Raw genomic sequence first — 18,564 nt, 5'->3', positions numbered from 1 at the left:
GGTTCTACCTCGCGACGGGGTGTTCTACCTCGCGGGGGTCCGGGTTCTTGTTCGGCGGCCGACGGCGAGCCGTGAGCACCGCGTGGACGGTGAGCCCGGCGAGGATCGCCCAGAACGCGGCGGCGATGCCGGCGACGACGACGCCGCTCGCCGCGACGAGGAACGTCACGACGGCCGCCTCGCGACCGCGCGGCTCGGCGACGGCGCCCGCGACGGCCGCGCCGAGCGTCGCGACGAGCGCGAGCCCCGCCGCAGCCTCGACGAGGCCCGCGGGCGCGGCGGCGACGAGCGCGGCGAGGCCGGCGGAACCGACGGCGAGCACGAGGTACGCCCACCCGGCGGTGTGGGCGGCGAGCCAGCGGCGCCGGGGGTCGGGGTGCGCCTCGGGCCCCGCGGCGAGCGCGGCGGAGATCGCCGCGAGGTTGATCGTGTGGCCGCCCGCCGTCGCCCCGGCGAGAGTCGCGAGCCCGGTGACGGTCATCGTCTCGCGCCACGGCACGCGATAGCCGAACGACGCCATGACGGCGACACCCGGCACGTTCTGCGACGCCATCGTCACGACGTAGAGCGGGACCGCGAGCCCGACCACCGCCTGCCACGAGAGCGTGGGCGCCGTGAGGTCGAGGCGCGGGACGGCGTCGGACCACGTGAGCGTGCCGCCGTGCACGGCCTCGTACCCGACGATCGCGAGCGTCACCGCGAGCGCTGCGGGCGCCGCCCAGCGCGGCGCGACCCGCAGCAGGACAAGCCACGTGACGATCACCGGCGCGACGAGCAGCGGTGTCGCGACGACCGCGCGCACGGGAGCGAGGCACAGCGTGAGGAGCACGCCGGCGAGCATCGCCTGGGCGATCGGGGTCGGGATGGCGGCGACGAGGTCGCCCAGTCGCGGCCAGAGCGCGGTGAGCAGCACGAGCCCGCCGACGACGCAGAAGGCCCCGACCGCGGCGGGCCACCCGCCCGCGACGGCGCCCGTGCTCACGAGCAGCGCGGCGCCGGGCGTGGACCACGCGAGCGTGAGGGGGGTGCGGTGCCGGGTGGTCAGCCAGAGGATCCCGACGGCCTGCGTGACGCACAGGGCGAGGAGCCCCGAGGCCGCCTGGTCGGGGGTCGCGCCGACGGCGCGCAGCCCGGCGAGCACGACGGCGAACGAGCTCGTGAAGCCGACGAGCGCGGTCACGAGGCCGGCGAGGACGGGGCGCAGGCGGTCCGGGGCGGGGTCCATGCTGCTCCTGGCGGACGGCGGAGGAAGCGTTCTGTTCATGGAACGGTAGCAGAGGCCTCGCGACACTCGCGCCGGTAGGCTGCGGCCCGTGAGCGACGGGGCGGGGCGCGCGGAAGGTCAGCCGGACGAGGACACCGGGGGAGCGCCTGGGCGCCCGCCGGAACGGGCCGGGGACGGGACGCTCGCGGCGGTCGCCGCGCAGCTCCGTGCGCTGCGTGCGGAGCGAGGCCTCTCCCTCTCGGCGCTCGCCGCCGCGGCGGGCATCGGCAAGGGCTCGCTCTCCGAGATCGAGCACGGCGCGCGCAACCCGACGCTCGCGACCCTCTACGCGCTGGCCGGGGCGCTCGGCGTCCCGCTCGCGACGCTCCTCGCCGAGCGGGCGGGCACGGAGGTGTCGTCCGAGGGCGTCACCGCGCGCCTGCTCGATGCGCACCACCTGCCCGGCGGCACGGCCGTCGAGATCTACCACCTGCACCTCGAGGCCCACGCGGACCGGACCTCGCCGCCCCACGGGCCGGGCGTCGTCGAGCACCTGCTCATCACGCGCGGTCGCCTGCGTGCCGGGCGCCACGGGGCGGAGGCGGTCGTCGAGGAGGGCGACGAGCTGCGCTGGGTGTCGGACGCCGACCACTCCTACCGGGCGCTCGACGGCGCCCCGGTCGACGCGGTGCTCGTCATCCGGACGCCGCCCCGCGGCGGCGCCGGGTAGTCGTCGGCGGAGTCCGCCGGGCTAGTACGCGCCCTGGCCGGGCACCCACGCGTCGGTCGTGAAGCCGGACGGCGCGCCCGGGGACCACGGTGCGGGCGGCGGCTGAGGCGTCCGCACGAGGAACGCCTGGCGCGCCGTGAGCATGAGCTGCAGCAGCGCGCGGCGCTGCCCCTCGACGCGCCACGCCTCGACCGCACCGCGCGCGACGCGGTCGTGGAGCAGCGCGAGCTCGGTCGCCGCCTGCTGGTAGTCCCGCATGGCGTGCGCGGCGCCGGCACCACCCGTGCGACGCGCCCAGTCGCGCGCCTGCCGACGTGCGGCGAGCGTCGAGAGCATCGTGAGGTCGGCCGGTGTGACCAGCCCGGTCGGGACGTACGGCACGAGCTGGCGCTGGATCGTCGCGACCGTGCGGCGCCGGTCCCGCACGAGCAGGACGATCAGCGTGACCAGCACCCCGAGCCCGGCGAGGTAGGCGACCCCGAGCGCGAGCGTGCCGAACCCCGTCGAGGCGTTCCACAGCATGTGGAGCGCGACGGCCGCCGCCAGACCGCCGATCGGCGCGAGGACCCGGCGCGGGCCGGGCGGGCTCGTGGCCGCGCTCGCGACGCCGAGGCCCGTGAGCGCCGTGCACAGCGGGTGCAGCAGGGGAGTGACGAGCGCGCGGAGCACGAACGTCGGGCCGAGCGTGCCGTCCTGCGCCGCCATGATGAAGTACGTGACGTTCTCGACCGCCGCGAACCCGAGCGCGACCATCGCGGCGTAGATGACGCCGTCGGTCCAGCCGTCGATCTCGTGCCGGCGGAACCACAGCATCCCGAACAGCACCGCGCCCTTGAGGATCTCCTCGACGAACGGCGCCCCGAACGACGCGACGACGTACCAGCCGACCTCCTCGCCGAACAGCGGCGCGGTGAGGAGCTCCAGGCCGAGCGTGTTGAGGATCCCCGCGACGAGCGTCGCGATCCCGGCGCCCCACAGGAACGCCACGACGAGCGCGCTCGGCGGCTCCGGCTCGAGGCGGTCGAGCGCGAGCACGACCGGCACCCAGATGCCGAGCGGCACGAGCGCCAGCAGCAGGCCGACGGTGAACGTCCCGACCCCGGACAGCGCCGCGAGCACCAGGCCGACCAGCAGGCACAGGCTCGCGACCGCGATCGTCACGATCACGCCCACGCGAGCCCGGCCCGGCGGCCGGCCCTCGAGCACGGCGCGCGGGTCGAGCGGCCCCACGGCGCCCGCGGGCCCCTGCGGGTGCGGGTGCACCGGCGTCGGCTGCGGGTGCGGCGGGGGGACGGCGGGGCCGTGCGGCGGGAAGGTCACGGTCGGCAAGGCTACGCACCCGACCGCCGCGACGGAAGGACGTCCACGGGCCGCGGCGCCGAACCCGGGGCCGTGGGTGCCCCGCGGCGTCGAACCCGGGACGTCCCCGGGTTCGACGCCGGCGACCCCGGGTTTGGCGGTGCTCAGGCGGCGACGTCGTACCCCGAGCGGACGCCGCCCCGGCGGCGCACGGTCGCGTCGTCGGGGACGATCTCGTCCGGCGGGACGACGGCGCCCGGCTCCACGAGCACGCGGCGCCCGACGCGCGCGCCGCTGCCGACGCGGGCGCGGTCGCCGACCCGGGTCTCGGGGCAGAGGCGCACGTTGTCGCCGATGCGGACGTCCCGGCCGAGGGTGACGTCGCGGTCGATCCAGCTTCCCTCGCCGAGCTGCGAGCCGTACCCGACGACGGCTCCCTTCTCGACGTACGTGCCCGACCCGACGGGGACGGACTCGGGGACGCGGGCGTGCGGCGACACGAGGCCGCCGCCGGTGTGGCGCTCGTAGTGCATGATCTCGCCGTAGTCGTTCTCTACCTGGACACGGCGTGCGAGGCGGGCCATGTGACCTCCTCAGGGTCTGTCGGCGGTGTTCTGCTGACATAACGTCGGAGCGGTGCCCAGGATTCCAGCCCCCCGCGGCGAGGTAGAGCCCTGGTCGCGCGAGGTAGAGCCCCGGTCTGCCGAGGTAGAGCCGTGGTTCTTGTGTTCGACGGCGTGTGGTTGCCCTGGGTGGGCGGGGTGGGTGGTGGTGCCGCGTCTACCATCCGCCGCTCGTTCCTCGCGGCTCCCGCCAGGCCCGACCACGACGCGGCACCACCACCCACCCCGCCCTACGCCGTCTCACCCAGGTCCTCGCTCGCCCGGGCGACCGCACGCCTCGTGGCTAGGGATCTCTTTCGGCCCACCAGGGCTCTACCTCGCCCAACCACGGCTCTACCTCGCGTGGCCTCGGCTCTACCTCGGGTGACCAGGGCTCTGCCTCGGCGGACCGCCTTTCTCTCGCGTGCGACCGGGGTTCGCTCGCGGGCGGTGGGGTCAGAGGGCCCGGGTGGTGCCGCGGACGACGAGGGTCGTGGGGAGGCGGAGGTGGGGCTCGCGGGGGTTGCCCTCGACGAGGTCGACGATGAGGCGCAGGGCCTCGGCGCCCATGCGGTGGATCGGCTGGTCGACGGTCGTCAGGGGCGGGGTGGTGAGGGCCGACTCGGGGACGTTGTCGAACCCGACGACGGACACGTCGTCGGGCACGCGCAGGCCGAGCTCGGCGGCGACCTCCATGGTGCGGATGGCGGACAGGTCGTTCGCGGCGAAGATCGCCGTGGGCCGGTCGGGGAGGGAGAGGAGCTCGTGCGCGGGGGAGTCCGCGAGGTCGGGGCGGTAGCCACCGACGCGGACGAGGTCGGGGTCGAAGGGGATGCCGGCGTCGGCGAGCGCGTCGCGGTACCCCTGCTCGCGCAGGCGCGCGGACTCGAGGTCGGGGCGGCCGGCGAGGAAGCCGATGCGGCGGTGGCCGAGGGAGAGCAGGTGCTCGGTCGCGGCGCGCGCGCCGGCGAGGTTGTCGGAGTCGACGGTCGGCGGGCCCGACGGGCCGCGGTGCGGGTCGACGGCGACGACCGGGATGGAGTTGCCGGGCGCGACGACGGTCGGCGTGACGAGGATGGCGCCGTCGATCAGCGTGCCGCCGAGCCGTGAGAGATAGCGCTGCTCCCAGCCCACGCGGTCGTCGCGGCGCAGCCCGCCGGAGTAGGCGAGGAGCTCGTAGCCGGTGCCGTCGACCGCGTCCGAGATGCCCTTGAGCAGCTCGGTCGAGAACGGCTCGAACTCGGCGACCAGGATGCCGATGACGTTGGTGCGACGGCTGCGCAGGCTGCGCGCGACGATGGACGACTCGTACCCGAGCTGGTCGATGATCTCCTGGACGTGCCGGGATGTCTCCAGGGCGACGCCGTAGCGACCGTTGATCACCTTGGAGACGGTCGCGACGGAGACGCCGGCGGTGCGCGCGACATCGCCGATCGTGACTCTTCCCGTGGAGCGCATGGGGAGACAGTAGCCCGTGATGCGACGCCTCGGCGGCGCCCCGCCGGGCGCGCGGCCCGGACCGCCGACGCGTCGCGGGCCGCGCCCGCACCCCTGCGGCCGCGCGGGTCGATCGTGCCCGCCACATCGTGTGTAAAACGTTATCGATAACGATTGACAGGCTGGCCCTGCGTTTGCGAGAGTCGCTCTGGCGGCCCCGACGCGGGGGCGGCCCGGCGCGCTCGACGGAGCGCGCGCCCGTGCGGCTCGACGAAGAGGACGAATCATGAGGTCTCGGAAGTTCCTGGCGGCATCGGCCGCGCTGGTGGCGAGTGCGATGGCGCTCTCGGCCTGTGGCGGCGGAGGGGGGTCCGGCACGGAGGACGGCGACGTCACCCTGACGTTCTGGCACAACTCCACGACCGGCCCCGGCATGGAGTACTGGAAGACCACGGCCGCGGCGTTCGAGGACGAGAACCCCGGCGTGACGATCAAGATCCAGGCCATCCAGAACGAGGACATGGACGGCAAGCTCCAGACCGCGCTGAACTCGGGTGACGCTCCCGACATCTTCATGGCGCGCGGCGGCGGCAAGCTCGCGGACGTCGTCGAGGCGGGTCAGGTCAAGGACCTGACCGACCTCATCGACCCGGCGGTCAAGGAGGCGGTCGGCGGGTCGCTGAGCGCGCTCTCGGTCGACGGCAAGGTCTACGGCATGCCGGTGTCGATCCTGCCCGGCGGCATGTTCTACAGCACCGAGCTCTTCGAGCAGGCCGGCATCACCGAGACCCCCGGGACGATCACCGACCTCGAGGCGGCGACCGAGCAGCTCAAGGCCGCCGGCATCGCGCCCATCGCGCTCGGCGCCAAGGACGCGTGGCCCGCTGCGCACTGGTACTACTTCTTCGCGCTCCGGTACTGCTCCCAGGACGCGATGAACGAGGCCGCCGAGACGCGGACCTTCGACGACCCGTGCTGGCTCGACGCCGGCAACGCGCTCGCGGACTTCGCGGCGACCGAGCCGTTCAACGAGGGCTTCCTCACCACGTCCGCGCAGCAGGGCGCCGGCTCGTCGGCCGGCCTGCTCGCGAACCACCAGGCGTCGATGGAGCTCATGGGTGCGTGGGACCCGGGCGTCATCGCGTCCCTCACGCCGGACGAGAAGCCCCTGCCCGACCTCCAGTGGTTCCCGTTCCCCGAGGTCGAGGGCGGTGACGGCGAGCCCGGCGCGATGATGGGCGGCGTCGACGGCTACTCGTGCTACGTGGACGCCCCGGACGCGTGCGCCGACTTCCTCAACTACGCCATGTCGAAGGAGTCGCAGGAGGCCTACGCCACCGCGTTCCAGACGCTGCCCGCGAGCAAGGAGGCGCAGGCCGCCGTCGTCGACCCGGCCCTCGTCTCGATCCTCGAGGCGTACAACGAGGCGCCGTACGTCTCCGTCTGGCTCGACACGCTCTACGGCCAGAACATCGGGAACGCGCTGAACACGGCCGTCGTCAACCTGCTCGCCGGCCAGGGCACTCCCGAGGACATCGTCACCGCCGTCAACGACGCGGCCGCCAAGGAGTAGCACCTTCCATGAACGTGTCCCAGGGCGAGATCTCGCCGAGCACGACGACGCCCGAGGACCGGGCCGGAGGCGGCGTCACGCCGCCCCCGGCCGCCCCGGTCGCCGCGCGGCGCCCCCCGCGCGGCGGCCGTTGGGCCCAGCGAGCCGAGATCGCGGTGCTCGCCGGGCCCGCGCTCGTCGTCTTCCTGACCTTCGTCATCGTCCCCGTGGTGATGGCGGCGTACTACGGGTTCTTCAAGTGGAAGGGCTTCGGCCCGCCGACGGACTTCGTCGGGCTGGAGAACTACCTCATCATCTTCCGCGACCCCGAGTTCCTCGCGGCGCTGCGGCACAACGCGTTCATCGTCGTGATGTCGCTCGTGCTGCAGGGCCCGGTCGCCGTGGTCGTGGCGCTCATGCTCAACCGGCGCATCCGCGGCCGCTCGGTGATCCGGGTGCTCGTGTTCGTGCCGTACGTGGTGTCCGAGGTGATCGTCGGGACGGGCTTCAGCCTCATGCTCGCGACCACGGGCGCCGTGAACGACCTGCTCGACAAGATCGGTCTCGGGTTCCTCTCGGTCGACTGGCTCGCCGACCCCGACGTCGCGATCTGGACCCTCCTGCTCATCATCACGTGGAAGTACATCGGCTTCGCCGTGATCCTCTTCCTCGCGGGCCTGCAGGGCATCCCCGACGAGCTGGGCGAGGCCGCGGCGATCGACGGCGCGTCGTACTGGAAGACGCAGCGCTACGTCACCCTCCCGCTGCTCGGCCCGACCGTCCGCATCTGGGCGTTCCTGTCGATCATCGGCTCGCTCCAGCTCTTCGACCTCGTCTACATCATCTGGGGCCAGTACGTGGCCTCGACGGCGGGGACGTCGACCATGGCGACCTACATGGTGGCGAACGGCCGCAACGCGGGGAACTACGGGTTCGGCAGCGCGGTCGCCGTGGTGCTGTTCCTCATCTCCCTCGCGGTGGCGCTCGTCTACCAGCGGTACGTCCTGCGCCGTGACACCGCGGGCGCGATCACGGAAGGGAAGAAGTGATGGCCACCGTCACCGCCGCACCCGCGCCCGAGCGTGCCGCCGGCGTCCAGACCCCGAAGGAGCCGCGCGGCTCCGGCATCGGCCGGGGCGGCCCCCTGACCTACGTGGTGGCGTGGCTGCTCGTGGGCGTCTGCCTCGCCCCGATCGCGTACATCGTGGTGGGCGGGTTCCGCACGAACGCGCAGATCACGGCCGACCCGTCGGGCCTGCCCGACCCGTGGCAGATCGAGAACTACGTCGGGGTCCTGACGAGCTCGCTGTTCTGGCAGCAGCTCGGGAACTCGCTCGTGGCCGGGCTCCTCACGACCCTCGGGGTCGTCGTCCTCGGTCTCATGGCGAGCTACGTCATCGCGCGCTACTCGTTCGTGGGGCGCGGGGCGCTGTACGCGCTGTTCGCGGCGGGGCTCATGTTCCCCATGACCGTCGCGATCACCCCGCTGTACATCATGATCCGCTCGCTCGGGCTGATGAACTCCGTGGGCGGGCTCGTGCTCCCGCAGATCGCGTTCGCGCTCCCGACGACCGTCATCATCCTCGTCCCGTTCCTGCGCGCGATCCCGCGCGAGATCGAGGAGGCGGCGTCGATCGACGGGGCGAGCCGGCTGGGCTTCTTCTTCCGCATGGTCGTGCCGCTGTCGCTGCCGGGCGTCATCACCGTGGGGATCCTCGCGTTCGTCGCGAGCTGGAACAGCTACATGCTCCCGCTCTTCATCCTCAACGACGAGACGTCGTACACGCTCCCGCTGGGCGTGCAGGCGTTCGCGTCGCAGTACTCCGTGGACACCGCCCGTGTGCTCGCCTTCACCTCCCTGTCGATGATCCCCGCGCTCGTCTTCTTCTCGCTGTTCGAGCGGCGCATCGTCGGGGGCCTCACCGGCGCCGTGAAGGGCTGACCACCGCCCGTCCGCACCCCGCCCCGTCCCGCGCCGCGCGCGGGACGGGGCCACCACCGAAGGAGAACGGTCCCGTGACCGACGTCGTCCCTGCCGTCCCGACGGCACCCCTCGGCAGCCCGGACCCGGGCGCCGCCGCCGCGCCGACCCCACGCCCGGCACCCCCGCAGATGCCCACCGTCTCCGAGCGCGTGCGTGCGCTCCACGCGCGCATGACCCTCGACGAGAAGCTCGCCCAGCTCGTGGGCTACTGGCTCGACCAGAACGGCACCGTCGCCCCGATGCAGTCGGAGATGACGGCGGGCCAGGCGGACGGCGGCCGGCTCGCGGAGATCACGCGGCACGGCATGGGGCACTACACGCGCGTCTACGGCACGCGGCCCGTCGAGCCCGCGGAGCGCGCGGCGTGGCTGTGGGCGGAGCAGCGCCGCCTCAAGGAGGAGACCCGGCTGGGCATCCCCGCGATCGTGCACGAGGAGTGCCTCACGGGCCTCGCCGCGTGGCGGGCCGCGACGTACCCGACGCCCCTCGCGTGGGGAGCGTCGTTCGACCCGGCGCTGGTCGAGGAGATGGCGCGCGAGGTCGGGGAGTCGATGCGCGCGCTCGGCGTGCACCAGGGCCTCGCGCCCGTGCTCGACGTCGTGCGCGACCCGCGCTGGGGCCGCGTCGACGAGTGTGTGGGCGAGGACCCGTACCTCGTGGGCACCGTCGGCACGGCGTACGTGCGCGGCCTCCAGGACGCGGGCGTGCACGCGACGCTCAAGCACTTCGTCGGGTACTCGGGCTCGCGCGCCGGGCGCAACCACGCGCCGGTGAGCGCGGGACCGCGCGAGCTCGCCGACGTCTACCTCCCGCCGTTCGAGATGGCCGTGCGCGACGGCGGCGCCCGGTCGGTCATGGCGTCCTACGTCGACGTCGACGGCGTGCCCCTGCACGGCAGCTCGGAGTACCTCACCGAGATCCTGCGCGAGCGCTGGGGGTTCGACGGCGTCGTCGTCGCCGACTACTTCGGCGTCGCGTTCCTGGAGGTCATGCACCGCGTCGCGGCGGACCGCGGCGAGGCCGCCGCGCAGGCGCTCGAGGCGGGCCTCGACGTCGAGCTCCCCACGGGCGACGCCTACCTCGCCCCGCTCGCCGAGCGCGTGCGGTCCGGCGCGCTCGACGAGGCGTGGGTCGACCGCGCGGTGCTGCGTGTGCTCGACCAGAAGGAGGAGCTGGGTCTCCTGGACCCGGCCGCCTACGCCGACGAGCCGCCGACGACCGTCGACCTCGACACCCCGCGGCAGCGCGCGACCGCACGCCGCCTCGCGCAGGAGTCGCTCGTGCTGCTCGCGAACGACGGCGTGCTGCCGCTCGCGCGCCGCGACAGCGCTGACGGTGCGACGACCGCCCCGGGGCGCGTCGCCGTCGTCGGGCCGAACGCGGACTCGTCCGAGGCGCTCATGGGCTGCTACTCGTTCGTCAACCACGTGCTCGCGCACCACCCCGGCACCCCGGCGGGCATCGCGCTGCCGACGGTCCTGGAGTCGCTGCGCGACGCCCTCCCCGGCACCGACGTGACGCACGCCGTCGGCTGCACGGTGGACGGTCTCGACACCTCGGGGATCGCGGAGGCGGTCGCCGTCGCGCGGGACGCGGACGTCGCGGTCGTCGTCGTGGGCGACGAGGCCGGACTGTTCGGGCGCGGCACGGTCGGCGAGGGCAACGACGTCGAGTCGCTCGAGCTCCCGGGCGTGCAGCGGCGGCTCGTCGAGGAGGTCGTCGCGACGGGCACCCCCGTCGTGCTCGTGCTGCTCACGGGCCGCCCGTACGCGATCGGCTGGGCGTTCGGGGACCACGCGGGGACGGACGGTGCGGCGTCCGGCCACCCGGCCGCCGTCGTGCAGGGCTTCTTCCCGGGCGAGGAGGGCGGCCGCGCGGTGGCCGACGTGCTCGTGGGCGCCGTGAACCCCTCGGGCCGCCTGCCCGTGTCGCTGCCGCGCGCGGGCGGCGCGGAGCCGTTCTCCTACCTGCACCCCGTGCTCGGCGGGCCGTCGGACGTGACGTCCGCGGACCCGACGCCCGTGCGGCCGTTCGGGTTCGGGCTGTCGTACACGCAGTTCGCGTACGCGGACCTGGCGGTCGACACGAGCGTCGCCGCGGGCGGGACGTTCGCGGCCTCGGTGACCGTGACGAACGCCGGCGCCGTCGCGGGGACGGACGTCGTGCAGCTCTACGCGCGCGACGTCGTCGGGTCGGTCCCGCGGCCCGTCGCGCAGCTCCTCGGGTACGCGCGCGTCGACCTCGCCGCGGGCGAGTCGCGCCGCGTGACGTTCCGCGTCCCGACGACGCGGCTCGCGTTCTCCGACCGCCGCCTCGTGCGCGTGGTCGAGCCGGGCGACGTCGAGGTGTGGGTCGGCGCGCACGCCGGCGCGGTCGACGCCGCCCCCGGCACCGGGGACCTCGGCTCGACGACCGGGGGCGCGATCGTCAACGAGTCCGCGCCGGCCGAGCGGCGGGTCGTGCCCGGCGCGGCGACGCCGCGCGCGACGCTCGCCGTGACCGGGACCGTGCACGAGGTCACGGCCGCGGACGAGCGGCTCGTCGCCGTCGAGGTCTCCGGACCGGTCGAGGCGGGGGAGCGCCCCGCATGACGCTCGTCCCGAACCCGATCCTGCCCGGGTGCAACCCCGACCCGTCGGTCTGCCGCGTCGGCGACGACTTCTACCTCGTCACGTCCACGTTCGAGTACCTGCCCGGCCTGCCGGTGCTGCGCAGCCGCGACCTCGCGACGTGGGAGCACGTCGGGGACGTCGTCGACCGGTCCGGGCAGCTCGACTACGACGGCATCCGGTCGTCGGGCGGCCTGTTCGCCCCGACGCTGCGCCACCACGACGGCACGTTCTGGCTCGTGTGCACGCTCGTGGACCCGGACGACGACTCCCGCGGCGGCAACTTCGTCATGACGGCGACCGACCCGGCCGGGCCGTGGTCCGACCCGGTGTGGCTGCGCGACGAGGACGGCGAGCGGGTCGCGGGGATCGACCCGTCGATCTTCTTCGACGACGACGGCCGCGTCTGGCTGCACGGCACGCGGCTCGCGACCGAGCCGGAGTGGTTCCACCAGACCGAGGTCTGGGTGCGCGAGCTCGACCCCGCGACGTGCACGCTCGTGGGTCCCGAGCACGTCGTGTGGACGGGGGCCGTGCGCGGCGCCGTGTGGGCCGAGGGCCCGCACCTGTACAAGGTCGACGGCACCTACTACCTGCTCGCGGCAGAGGGCGGGACGGACTTCCACCACGCGGTGTCCGTCGCACGGGCGTCGTCGGTCACGGGGCCGTACGAGGGCAACAAGGCCAACCCGGTGCTCACGCACCGCCACCTCGGGCGCGGCGTGGACGTCGTCGGCGTGGGCCACGCCGACCTCGTCGAGGCGCCCGACGGCTCGTGGTGGGCCGTGCTGCTCGCGATGCGCGTCGACGGCGGCTACCACTACCCGCTCGGCCGCGAGACGTTCCTCGTCCCCGTCGTGTGGGAGGACGGCTGGCCCGTCCTCGCGCCCGGCGAGGGCCGCGTGCCCGACGCCGTCGAGGTCCCGTTCGCGAGCCCGGCGCCCCGGACGGCGGTCCAGGGCGGGGCGAGCGGCGTCGTCCGCCCCGACGACCCGCGCTGGACGGCGGTGCGCGCCCTGCCGCGCGACGTCGCGACCCCGGCGGGCGAGGGCTGGGACCTCCCGGTGCGCCCGACGACGCTCGCCGAGCCGGGCGCGCCCGCGTTCCTCGGCGTGCGCCAGCAGCACCGCGACGTCGACGTGACGGTCACCGTGCAGGTCCCGGCCGTGGCGGGGGAGCGCGCGGGCGTCGTCGTGCGCCAGTCCGAGGACGACCACGTGCGGCTCCTCGTCGACGGCGGCCCGGGGGACGAGCGGCGCGTCGTCGCGGTGCACCGGCGCGGCGGCGCGGACGCGGTGGTCGGGGAGACGACGGTGGCCGCCGCCCCCGGGGAGCCGGTCGTCGTCGGGCTGCGCGTGCGCGGGCAGGACTACGGGCTCGTCGTCGGCCCGGCGGGTGCACCCGAGCCGCTCGCGACCGTGGACGGCCGCACCCTCGACAGCGCCGCGACCGGAGGGTTCCTCGGGCTGTGGCTGGGCGTGCACGCGACGAGCGAGGGACGGCCCTCGACGTCCGTCGTCCGGGTCGAGCGGTTCGTCTACGCACCAGTCGGCTGAGGGGTCCGCTCCGCGCGCGGCGTCCCGGCGGGCGATACCGTCGGGGCATGTCGAGCGCACGGACACGGGTCGAGGAGGACCTGCTGGGACCCCTCGAGGTCCCGGCGGACGCGTACTACGGGGTCCACACCGTCCGGGCCGTGGAGAACTTCCGCATCTCGGGGACGACCGTCAGCGACGTCCCCGAGATGGTCCGCGGCATGGTGATGGTCAAGAAGGCGTCGGCGCTCGCGAACCGCGAGCTGCGCACGATCCAGCGCGACGTCGCGGACGCGATCGTCGCCGCGTGCGACGCGATCCTCGACGACGGGCGGTGCCTCGACCAGTTTCCGGTGGACGTGTTCCAGGGCGGCGCGGGCACGAGCGTCAACATGAACACCAACGAGGTCGTGGCCAACCTCGCGCTCGAGCTCTCCGGGTTCGAGAAGGGCCGCTACGACGTCATCAACCCGAACGACCACGTGAACCGCTCGCAGTCGACCAACGACGCGTACCCCACGGGGTTCCGCCTCGCCGTGCACCAGCTCGTCCGGCGGCTGCAGGACGAGGTGCTGCTGCTCGAGCGCGCGTTCGACGAGAAGGCGTCCGAGTTCGCCGACGTCCTCAAGATGGGCCGCACGCAGCTCCAGGACGCGGTGCCCATGAGCCTCGGCCAGGAGTTCGCGGGGTTCGCCGTGAACGTGGGCGAGGAGGTCCGGCGTCTCGAGGTCGCCGGCGAGCTGCTGCTCGAGGTCAACCTCGGCGCGACCGCGATCGGGACCGGACTCAACACCCCGCCCGGATACCCCAAGGTCGCGACGCGCCGCCTCGCCGAGGTGAGCGGGCTGCCCACGGTGCCGGCCGAGAACCTCGTGGAGGCGACGTACGACAACGGCGCCTACCTCGCCGTGCACTCCGCGCTCAAGCGGCTCGCGGCCAAGCTCTCGAAGATCTGCAACGACCTGCGCCTGCTGTCGTCCGGGCCGCGCGCCGGCCTCGGGGAGATCAACCTGCCCGAGCTCCAGGCCGGGTCGTCGATCATGCCCGCCAAGGTGAACCCGGTGATCCCCGAGGTCGTCAACCAGGTGTGCTTCAAGGTCATGGGCAACGACGTGACGATCACGCACGCGGCCGAGGCCGGGCAGCTCCAGCTCAACGTCATGGAGCCCGGGCTCGCGCAGTCGATGTTCGAGTCGCTGCACCTGCTGACCAACGCGTGCGTCGCGCTGCGCACCAAGTGCGTCACGGGCATCACGGCGAACGTCGAGGTGTGCCGCCGCCACGTGCTGGACTCGATCGGGATCGTCACCTACCTCAACGAGATCATCGGGCACCGCAACGGCGACCTCGTGGGTGCCGAGGCCGCCCGGACCGGCGCCTCGGTGCGCGACGTCGTCGTGGCGCGCGGCCTGCTCACGCCGGAGGAGGTGGACGCGGTGCTCACGACCGAGAACTTCCTCCGCCCGCGCTACACCGGCCGCTACTACGCCCCCGACGAGCGCGGCCTGCCGGCCGTGGGCGAGGAGGGCGAGTCGTCGCGCATCGTGGAATCGGACGACGCACTGGGCGCCCCGTCCGACCCGGAACCCGAAGACTGACGCCGAGGTCGACCCGTCCGGCGCCAGGTCGACCTCCTGAGGGTCGATCTCGGACGCTCGGGTCGATCTCGGGGCGGAGCGGCCTCATCCCCGGACGAGACGGGCGATCTCCGCGCCGTCCGGGCCGACGAGCACCAGCCGGCCGCCGTCCAGGCCGGCACGGGCGGACGCGGCGACGTAGCCCGGGACGCTCTCGCCCTCGCACCACATCAGGGTCTGGAGACCGGAGGTGGCGAGCAGCCGACCGCCGTCGTCCAGGGCCCACGCGCCCCCGCTGCCGTTGCACCCGTCGGAGCCCGACCACGTCCCGTCCTCGTGGAAGACGACGTGGGGGTCGGTGGCGGCGCGTGCGACCGGCTCCCAGCGCCCGACGACGTCCCGGACGGAGGCGGGTGCGAGGCCGTCGGGCAGCGGTGCGGGCGGCTCGAACGCCGCGCGCACGTCGTCGGTCACGTCCGGCGCCTGCGCGAGCTGCTCCGCGGCGTCGGGGATCGGCGCCGGGGCGCCGTCGACCCGCAGGCCGGCGACGACGTCGCCGTCCGCGTCGAGGAGCCGCCAGCCCTCGCCGTCGGGCTCGTACGCGACCACCGAGCGGAGCCACGGCGCCTCGGGGATCCCGGCCGTGCCGCACGCCCCGGCGGCGGCGTACGGGTCGGAGGCGACGAAGGTCCGGCCGGCCGCGTCCCAGCCGCCCTCCACGTACGCACCGCAGTCGCCCCACAGCGTGTACCGCCCGGCATCGAGCCGCAGCCACGTGTCGGGGCCCTCGCCGTCCGCCCCCGAGACCCGCCACATCCCGACGAGCGCGACCGGGTCCGAACCGACCTCGCCGTCACCCGGGCTGCCGACGGTCCCGTCGTCGGGGACGGTGCAGGCCGCGGCGAGGACGGACACCAGGAACGTCAGGACGACGGCGCGCGGCACCCGTGGGCGCCCGGGCTCGTGTCCGTCCATGCCCCGATCCTGTCTCCGGCGCCGGGTTTCTTGCAGCCGGTGCGGCATCCCCGGACCGACGCCGTCACGACGCCGCGAGCGCGCGCACCGTGCGCTCGATCGCGGGGCGCAGGTCGAGGCCGGGGTCGACGGTGAGGCGGTGCAGGAGCAGCCCGTCGCCGAGGGCCATGAGCGCCCGGGTCGCCGGGACGGGGTCGGCGATGCCGACGGCGGCCACGATCCGCTCGGTCCACCGCTCGAACGTGCGGCGCTGGCGTCGGAGGGGCTCACCGAGCTCGGGGTCGTCGGCGAGCTCGAGGAAGAGGGCGTAGCGCGCCCGGGTGCGCGACGCGAACGGACCGGACTGTGCCTCGGTCATGGCGCACAGACCGTCGACCAGGTCGTCGACGCTCGTGATCTGCGGCATCGCGGTCACGTCGAGGTCGGCGCGCTCCTGCTCGGCGATCCGGTCGACCACGCCGGCGAGGAGCGCGCGCCGGGTGCGGAACCAGTTCGACGTCGACCCGGGCGGGAGACCGGCCCGCTGGTCGACCCGCGCGTGGCTCAGCGCGCGCACGCCGTCCGCACCGAGCACCTCCACGGCCGCGTCGAGCGCTCGTTCCCGGGTGGCTGCGGCCATGGACTCCCTCTCTCGACCGATCTACTATGAACATAGTAGTCGCTCGCCCGAAGGAGCTCGCCATGACTACGCCTCAGCCCCGCACCACCCGCCCCGCCGACGCCCGGGCATGGTCCCCGCCGCTCCCGGAGGCGCCGGGCTTCGACCACCTCGTCGTGGAGACGCCCGGCCTGCGCACCCACGTCGCGACCGTCGGTACCGGCGACCCGGTCGTGCTGCTGCACGGCTTCCCCGAGCACTGGTGGCAGTGGCGCGACGTCGCGCCCGTCCTCGCCGCCGCGGGCTACCGCGTCCTGTGTCCCGACCTGCGCGGCGCGGGCTGGACCACGGCCGACGACGCGCACGTCGAGCGCGAGACCCGGCTCCGCGACCTGCTCGCCCTCCTCGACGCGCTCGACGTCGACCGAGCCCACCTCGTCTCGCACGACATGGGCGCGATCACGGCGATGCAGCTCTGCTACGAGCACCCCGACCGGGTCCGCGCGGCCGTCGAGCTCTCGGTGCCACCGGGCTTCATGCGTCCCAGCCCTCGACTGCTCCCCGGGTTCCGGCACCTGCCCGCCCTGGTCTGGCACCGTCGGGGCGCGTCGCTGCGGGGCATCTTCTCCAGCGCGTACGTCGCCCACCCGCTGTCGGAGGACGACGTCGACGCCCACCTCGCCCCGATGGGTCGGACGGAGGTCGACGCCGCCGTGCGTCCGCTCGTGCGGCACATGGTGCTGCCGGAGGCCACGCGCATGATGCGGGGCGTCTACCGTCGCCGTCGGCTCACGGTGCCGACCCTCTTCGTCTTCGGCCGCCGCGACCGGCCGTGGACCGAGGAGCTCATGGGACAGGTCTGCCGTGCGCCGGAGCGGCACGCGGACCGGGCCGAGCTCGCCTTCGTCGACGACGCCGCGCACTTCATCACCGACGACGCGCCCGCCGCCGTGGCCGCCCTCTCGCGCGACTGGTTCGATCGCGCGGCGTGACGTCTACGCCGTCGGTGTCGGCAGATCGACCCGTGCGTCCGAGATCGACCCTCGGGAGGTCGATCTGGCGACGGGCGGGGCCGATCTCGCTGTCATGAGCGGACGCGTACCGCGCGGAGGGTGATGCCTGTCGCCAGCACCAGCGCTCCCGCGGCGACGCTCGGGAGGGGGAGCGTGGCGACCAGCGCGACGCAGCCGAGCGCGCCGAGCACCTGGAGCGCGCGCGGGTACAGCCGGTGCGGGGCGGTCTGGCGCAGCGCCGAGAGGTTCGCCACGAGGTAGTAGACGAGCACCCCGAACGACGAGAACCCGATCGCGCCCCGCAGGTCCGTCGTCAGCACGAGCACCACGACGACCGCTCCGACCGCGAGCTCGGCCCGGTGCGGCACCCGGTGCAGGGGGTGCACGGCCGCGAACCACCCGGGCAGGTCGCCCGTGCGCGCCATCGCGAGGCCCGTCCGGCTCACGCCGGCGAGCAGGGCGAGGAGGGCACCGGCGCTCGCGGCGACGGCGCCGACGCTCACGACCGGGCCGGCCCACGTCCACGACCCGGCGGCGACCGCGTCGGCGAGCGGCGCCGCGGAGGCCGCGAGCCCGTCCGGGCCGAGCACCGCGAGCAGGACCACCGCGACCACGGCGTAGAGCACGACGACGGCCCCGAGCGACACGAGGACCGCGCGCGGGATCGTGCGGCGCGGGTCGCGCACCTCCTCGCCGAGGGTCGCGACGCGCGCGTACCCCGCGAACGCGAAGAACAGCAGGCCCGCGGACTGGAGGACGCCGTACCCCCCGCCGTGCGCGCCGTCGGGGTCGAGCACGGCCGACCAGCGCGGCGCGGTGCCCGCGAGGCTCGCGACGACGGCCGTCGTGATAGCGAGGAGCGCCACCGCGACGATCGCCCGGGCGAGGCGCGCCGTCCGCGTCACGCCCCGGTAGCCCACGGCCGTGAGCAGCACGACGGCCGCGGCGGCCACGGGCCGCTCCCACCCGGGAGGGGCCGCGTAGGCGGCGAGCACGAGCGCCATGGCCGCGCAGCTCGCCGTCTTCCCGACGACGAACCCCCACCCGGCGAGGTAGCCCCACCACGGGCCGAGGTGCTCGCGCCCGTACACGTACGTGCCGCCCGACGTGGGGTGCTGCGCCGCGAGCTGGGCCGACGACGTCGCGTTCGCGTACGCGACGACCGCCGCCAGACCCAGCCCGACGAGCAGCCCCGCGCCCGCGGCGGCGGCCGCGGGGGCGAACGCGGAGAACACGCCCGCGCCGATCATCGACGCGAGCCCGACGACGACAGCGTCCGCCGTGCCGAGGCGTCGCACGAGCGAGGGCTGGCCCGGGGTGGTGGTCACCCGGACAGCGTGCCAGGGCAAGGTGTCCGGCAGGTGTCGACGCTCGTCCCGGGGAGTGGTCGGGACGGGCGTCGGCGAGCGGGTACAGTTCCCGCCGGAGTCCCGTTCCCGGTCGTCGTCG

15 protein-coding genes are annotated in these 18,564 nt (G+C 74.6%); 8 read left to right on the top strand and 7 right to left on the bottom strand.

The window, feature by feature from the left end; genetic code table 11:
- Positions 1-4: 4 nt before the first annotated feature.
- Positions 5-1,225 carry a benzoate/H(+) symporter BenE family transporter gene (locus tag NHH00_RS16250; protein WP_253054142.1) on the bottom strand — a complete coding sequence of 407 codons (1,221 nt, stop codon included), beginning with the start codon at positions 1,223-1,225 and terminating at the stop codon, positions 5-7.
- Between the two features lie 88 nt (positions 1,226-1,313).
- Here NHH00_RS16250 and NHH00_RS16245 point away from each other — a divergent pair, with 88 nt between their 5' ends.
- Positions 1,314-1,934, top strand: a complete 621-nt coding sequence (locus NHH00_RS16245; RefSeq protein ID WP_253054140.1) for a helix-turn-helix domain-containing protein — start codon at positions 1,314-1,316, stop codon at positions 1,932-1,934.
- A 21-nt stretch (positions 1,935-1,955) separates the two neighbouring features.
- Here NHH00_RS16245 and NHH00_RS16240 read toward each other — a convergent pair whose 3' ends face one another.
- The 3 genes from NHH00_RS16240 to NHH00_RS16230 form a co-directional block, all read right to left on the bottom strand.
- Entirely contained in the window at positions 1,956-3,254 is a 1,299-nt protein-coding gene (locus NHH00_RS16240) for a PrsW family intramembrane metalloprotease (RefSeq protein ID WP_253054138.1), read from the bottom strand.
- Between the two features lie 143 nt (positions 3,255-3,397).
- Positions 3,398-3,817, bottom strand: a complete 420-nt coding sequence (locus NHH00_RS16235) for a transferase (protein WP_253054136.1) — start codon at positions 3,815-3,817, stop codon at positions 3,398-3,400.
- A gap of 474 nt (positions 3,818-4,291) precedes the next feature.
- The gene (locus NHH00_RS16230) at positions 4,292-5,293 is read right to left on the bottom strand and encodes a LacI family DNA-binding transcriptional regulator (RefSeq protein WP_253054134.1); all 1,002 of its coding nucleotides are present in this window, start codon (positions 5,291-5,293) and stop codon (positions 4,292-4,294) included.
- A 265-nt stretch (positions 5,294-5,558) separates the two neighbouring features.
- Here NHH00_RS16230 and NHH00_RS16225 point away from each other — a divergent pair, with 265 nt between their 5' ends.
- From NHH00_RS16225 to aspA, 6 genes are all read left to right on the top strand, one after another.
- Positions 5,559-6,845 (top strand): extracellular solute-binding protein, encoded by a 1,287-nt coding sequence (locus tag NHH00_RS16225; RefSeq protein WP_253054132.1) that lies wholly within the window; start codon positions 5,559-5,561, stop codon positions 6,843-6,845.
- An 8-nt stretch (positions 6,846-6,853) separates the two neighbouring features.
- Entirely contained in the window at positions 6,854-7,873 is a 1,020-nt protein-coding gene (locus NHH00_RS16220) for a carbohydrate ABC transporter permease (RefSeq protein WP_253054130.1), read from the top strand.
- On the top strand, positions 7,873-8,766 hold the full coding sequence (locus NHH00_RS16215) for a carbohydrate ABC transporter permease (RefSeq protein ID WP_253054128.1): 894 nt from the start codon (positions 7,873-7,875) through the stop codon (positions 8,764-8,766). The genes NHH00_RS16220 and NHH00_RS16215 overlap by 1 nt, the downstream gene beginning before the upstream one ends.
- 170 nt (positions 8,767-8,936) lie before the next feature.
- Complete coding sequence (locus NHH00_RS16210; protein WP_253054934.1) at positions 8,937-11,399, top strand: beta-xylosidase/alpha-l-arabinosidase; 2,463 nt, start codon at positions 8,937-8,939, stop codon at positions 11,397-11,399.
- The gene (locus tag NHH00_RS16205; protein WP_253054126.1) at positions 11,396-12,973 is read left to right on the top strand and encodes a glycoside hydrolase family 43 protein; all 1,578 of its coding nucleotides are present in this window, start codon (positions 11,396-11,398) and stop codon (positions 12,971-12,973) included. Before NHH00_RS16210 ends, NHH00_RS16205 begins: the two co-directional genes overlap by 4 nt.
- Positions 12,974-13,020: 47 nt before the next feature.
- Positions 13,021-14,550 carry an aspartate ammonia-lyase gene (aspA, locus tag NHH00_RS16200; RefSeq protein WP_253054124.1) on the top strand — a complete coding sequence of 510 codons (1,530 nt, stop codon included), beginning with the start codon at positions 13,021-13,023 and terminating at the stop codon, positions 14,548-14,550.
- Between the two features lie 84 nt (positions 14,551-14,634).
- On the opposite strand, the gene NHH00_RS16195 is transcribed toward aspA, so the two are convergent.
- Positions 14,635-15,504 (bottom strand): META domain-containing protein, encoded by an 870-nt coding sequence (locus NHH00_RS16195; protein ID WP_253054122.1) that lies wholly within the window; start codon positions 15,502-15,504, stop codon positions 14,635-14,637.
- Between the two features lie 64 nt (positions 15,505-15,568).
- A complete protein-coding gene (locus tag NHH00_RS16190) occupies positions 15,569-16,123 on the bottom strand; it encodes a TetR/AcrR family transcriptional regulator (protein ID WP_253054120.1) in 555 nt (184 codons plus the stop codon).
- 62 nt (positions 16,124-16,185) lie between these two features.
- On the opposite strand from NHH00_RS16190, the gene NHH00_RS16185 reads away from it, so the two are divergent.
- A complete protein-coding gene (locus NHH00_RS16185; RefSeq protein WP_253054118.1) occupies positions 16,186-17,094 on the top strand; it encodes an alpha/beta fold hydrolase in 909 nt (302 codons plus the stop codon).
- Positions 17,095-17,186: 92 nt separating this feature from the next.
- Here NHH00_RS16185 and NHH00_RS16180 read toward each other — a convergent pair whose 3' ends face one another.
- Complete coding sequence (locus NHH00_RS16180; RefSeq protein WP_253054932.1) at positions 17,187-18,365, bottom strand: APC family permease; 1,179 nt, start codon at positions 18,363-18,365, stop codon at positions 17,187-17,189.
- Between the last annotated feature and the right edge of the window lie 199 nt (positions 18,366-18,564).

Origin of the sequence: Cellulosimicrobium cellulans (genome assembly GCF_024124905.1) — a bacterium.
GTDB classification, from domain to species: Bacteria; Actinomycetota; Actinomycetes; order Actinomycetales; family Cellulomonadaceae; genus Cellulosimicrobium; species Cellulosimicrobium cellulans_G.
Note: the sequence above shows the minus strand (reverse complement) of the source record. Positions and strands in the feature narration are given on the sequence as shown.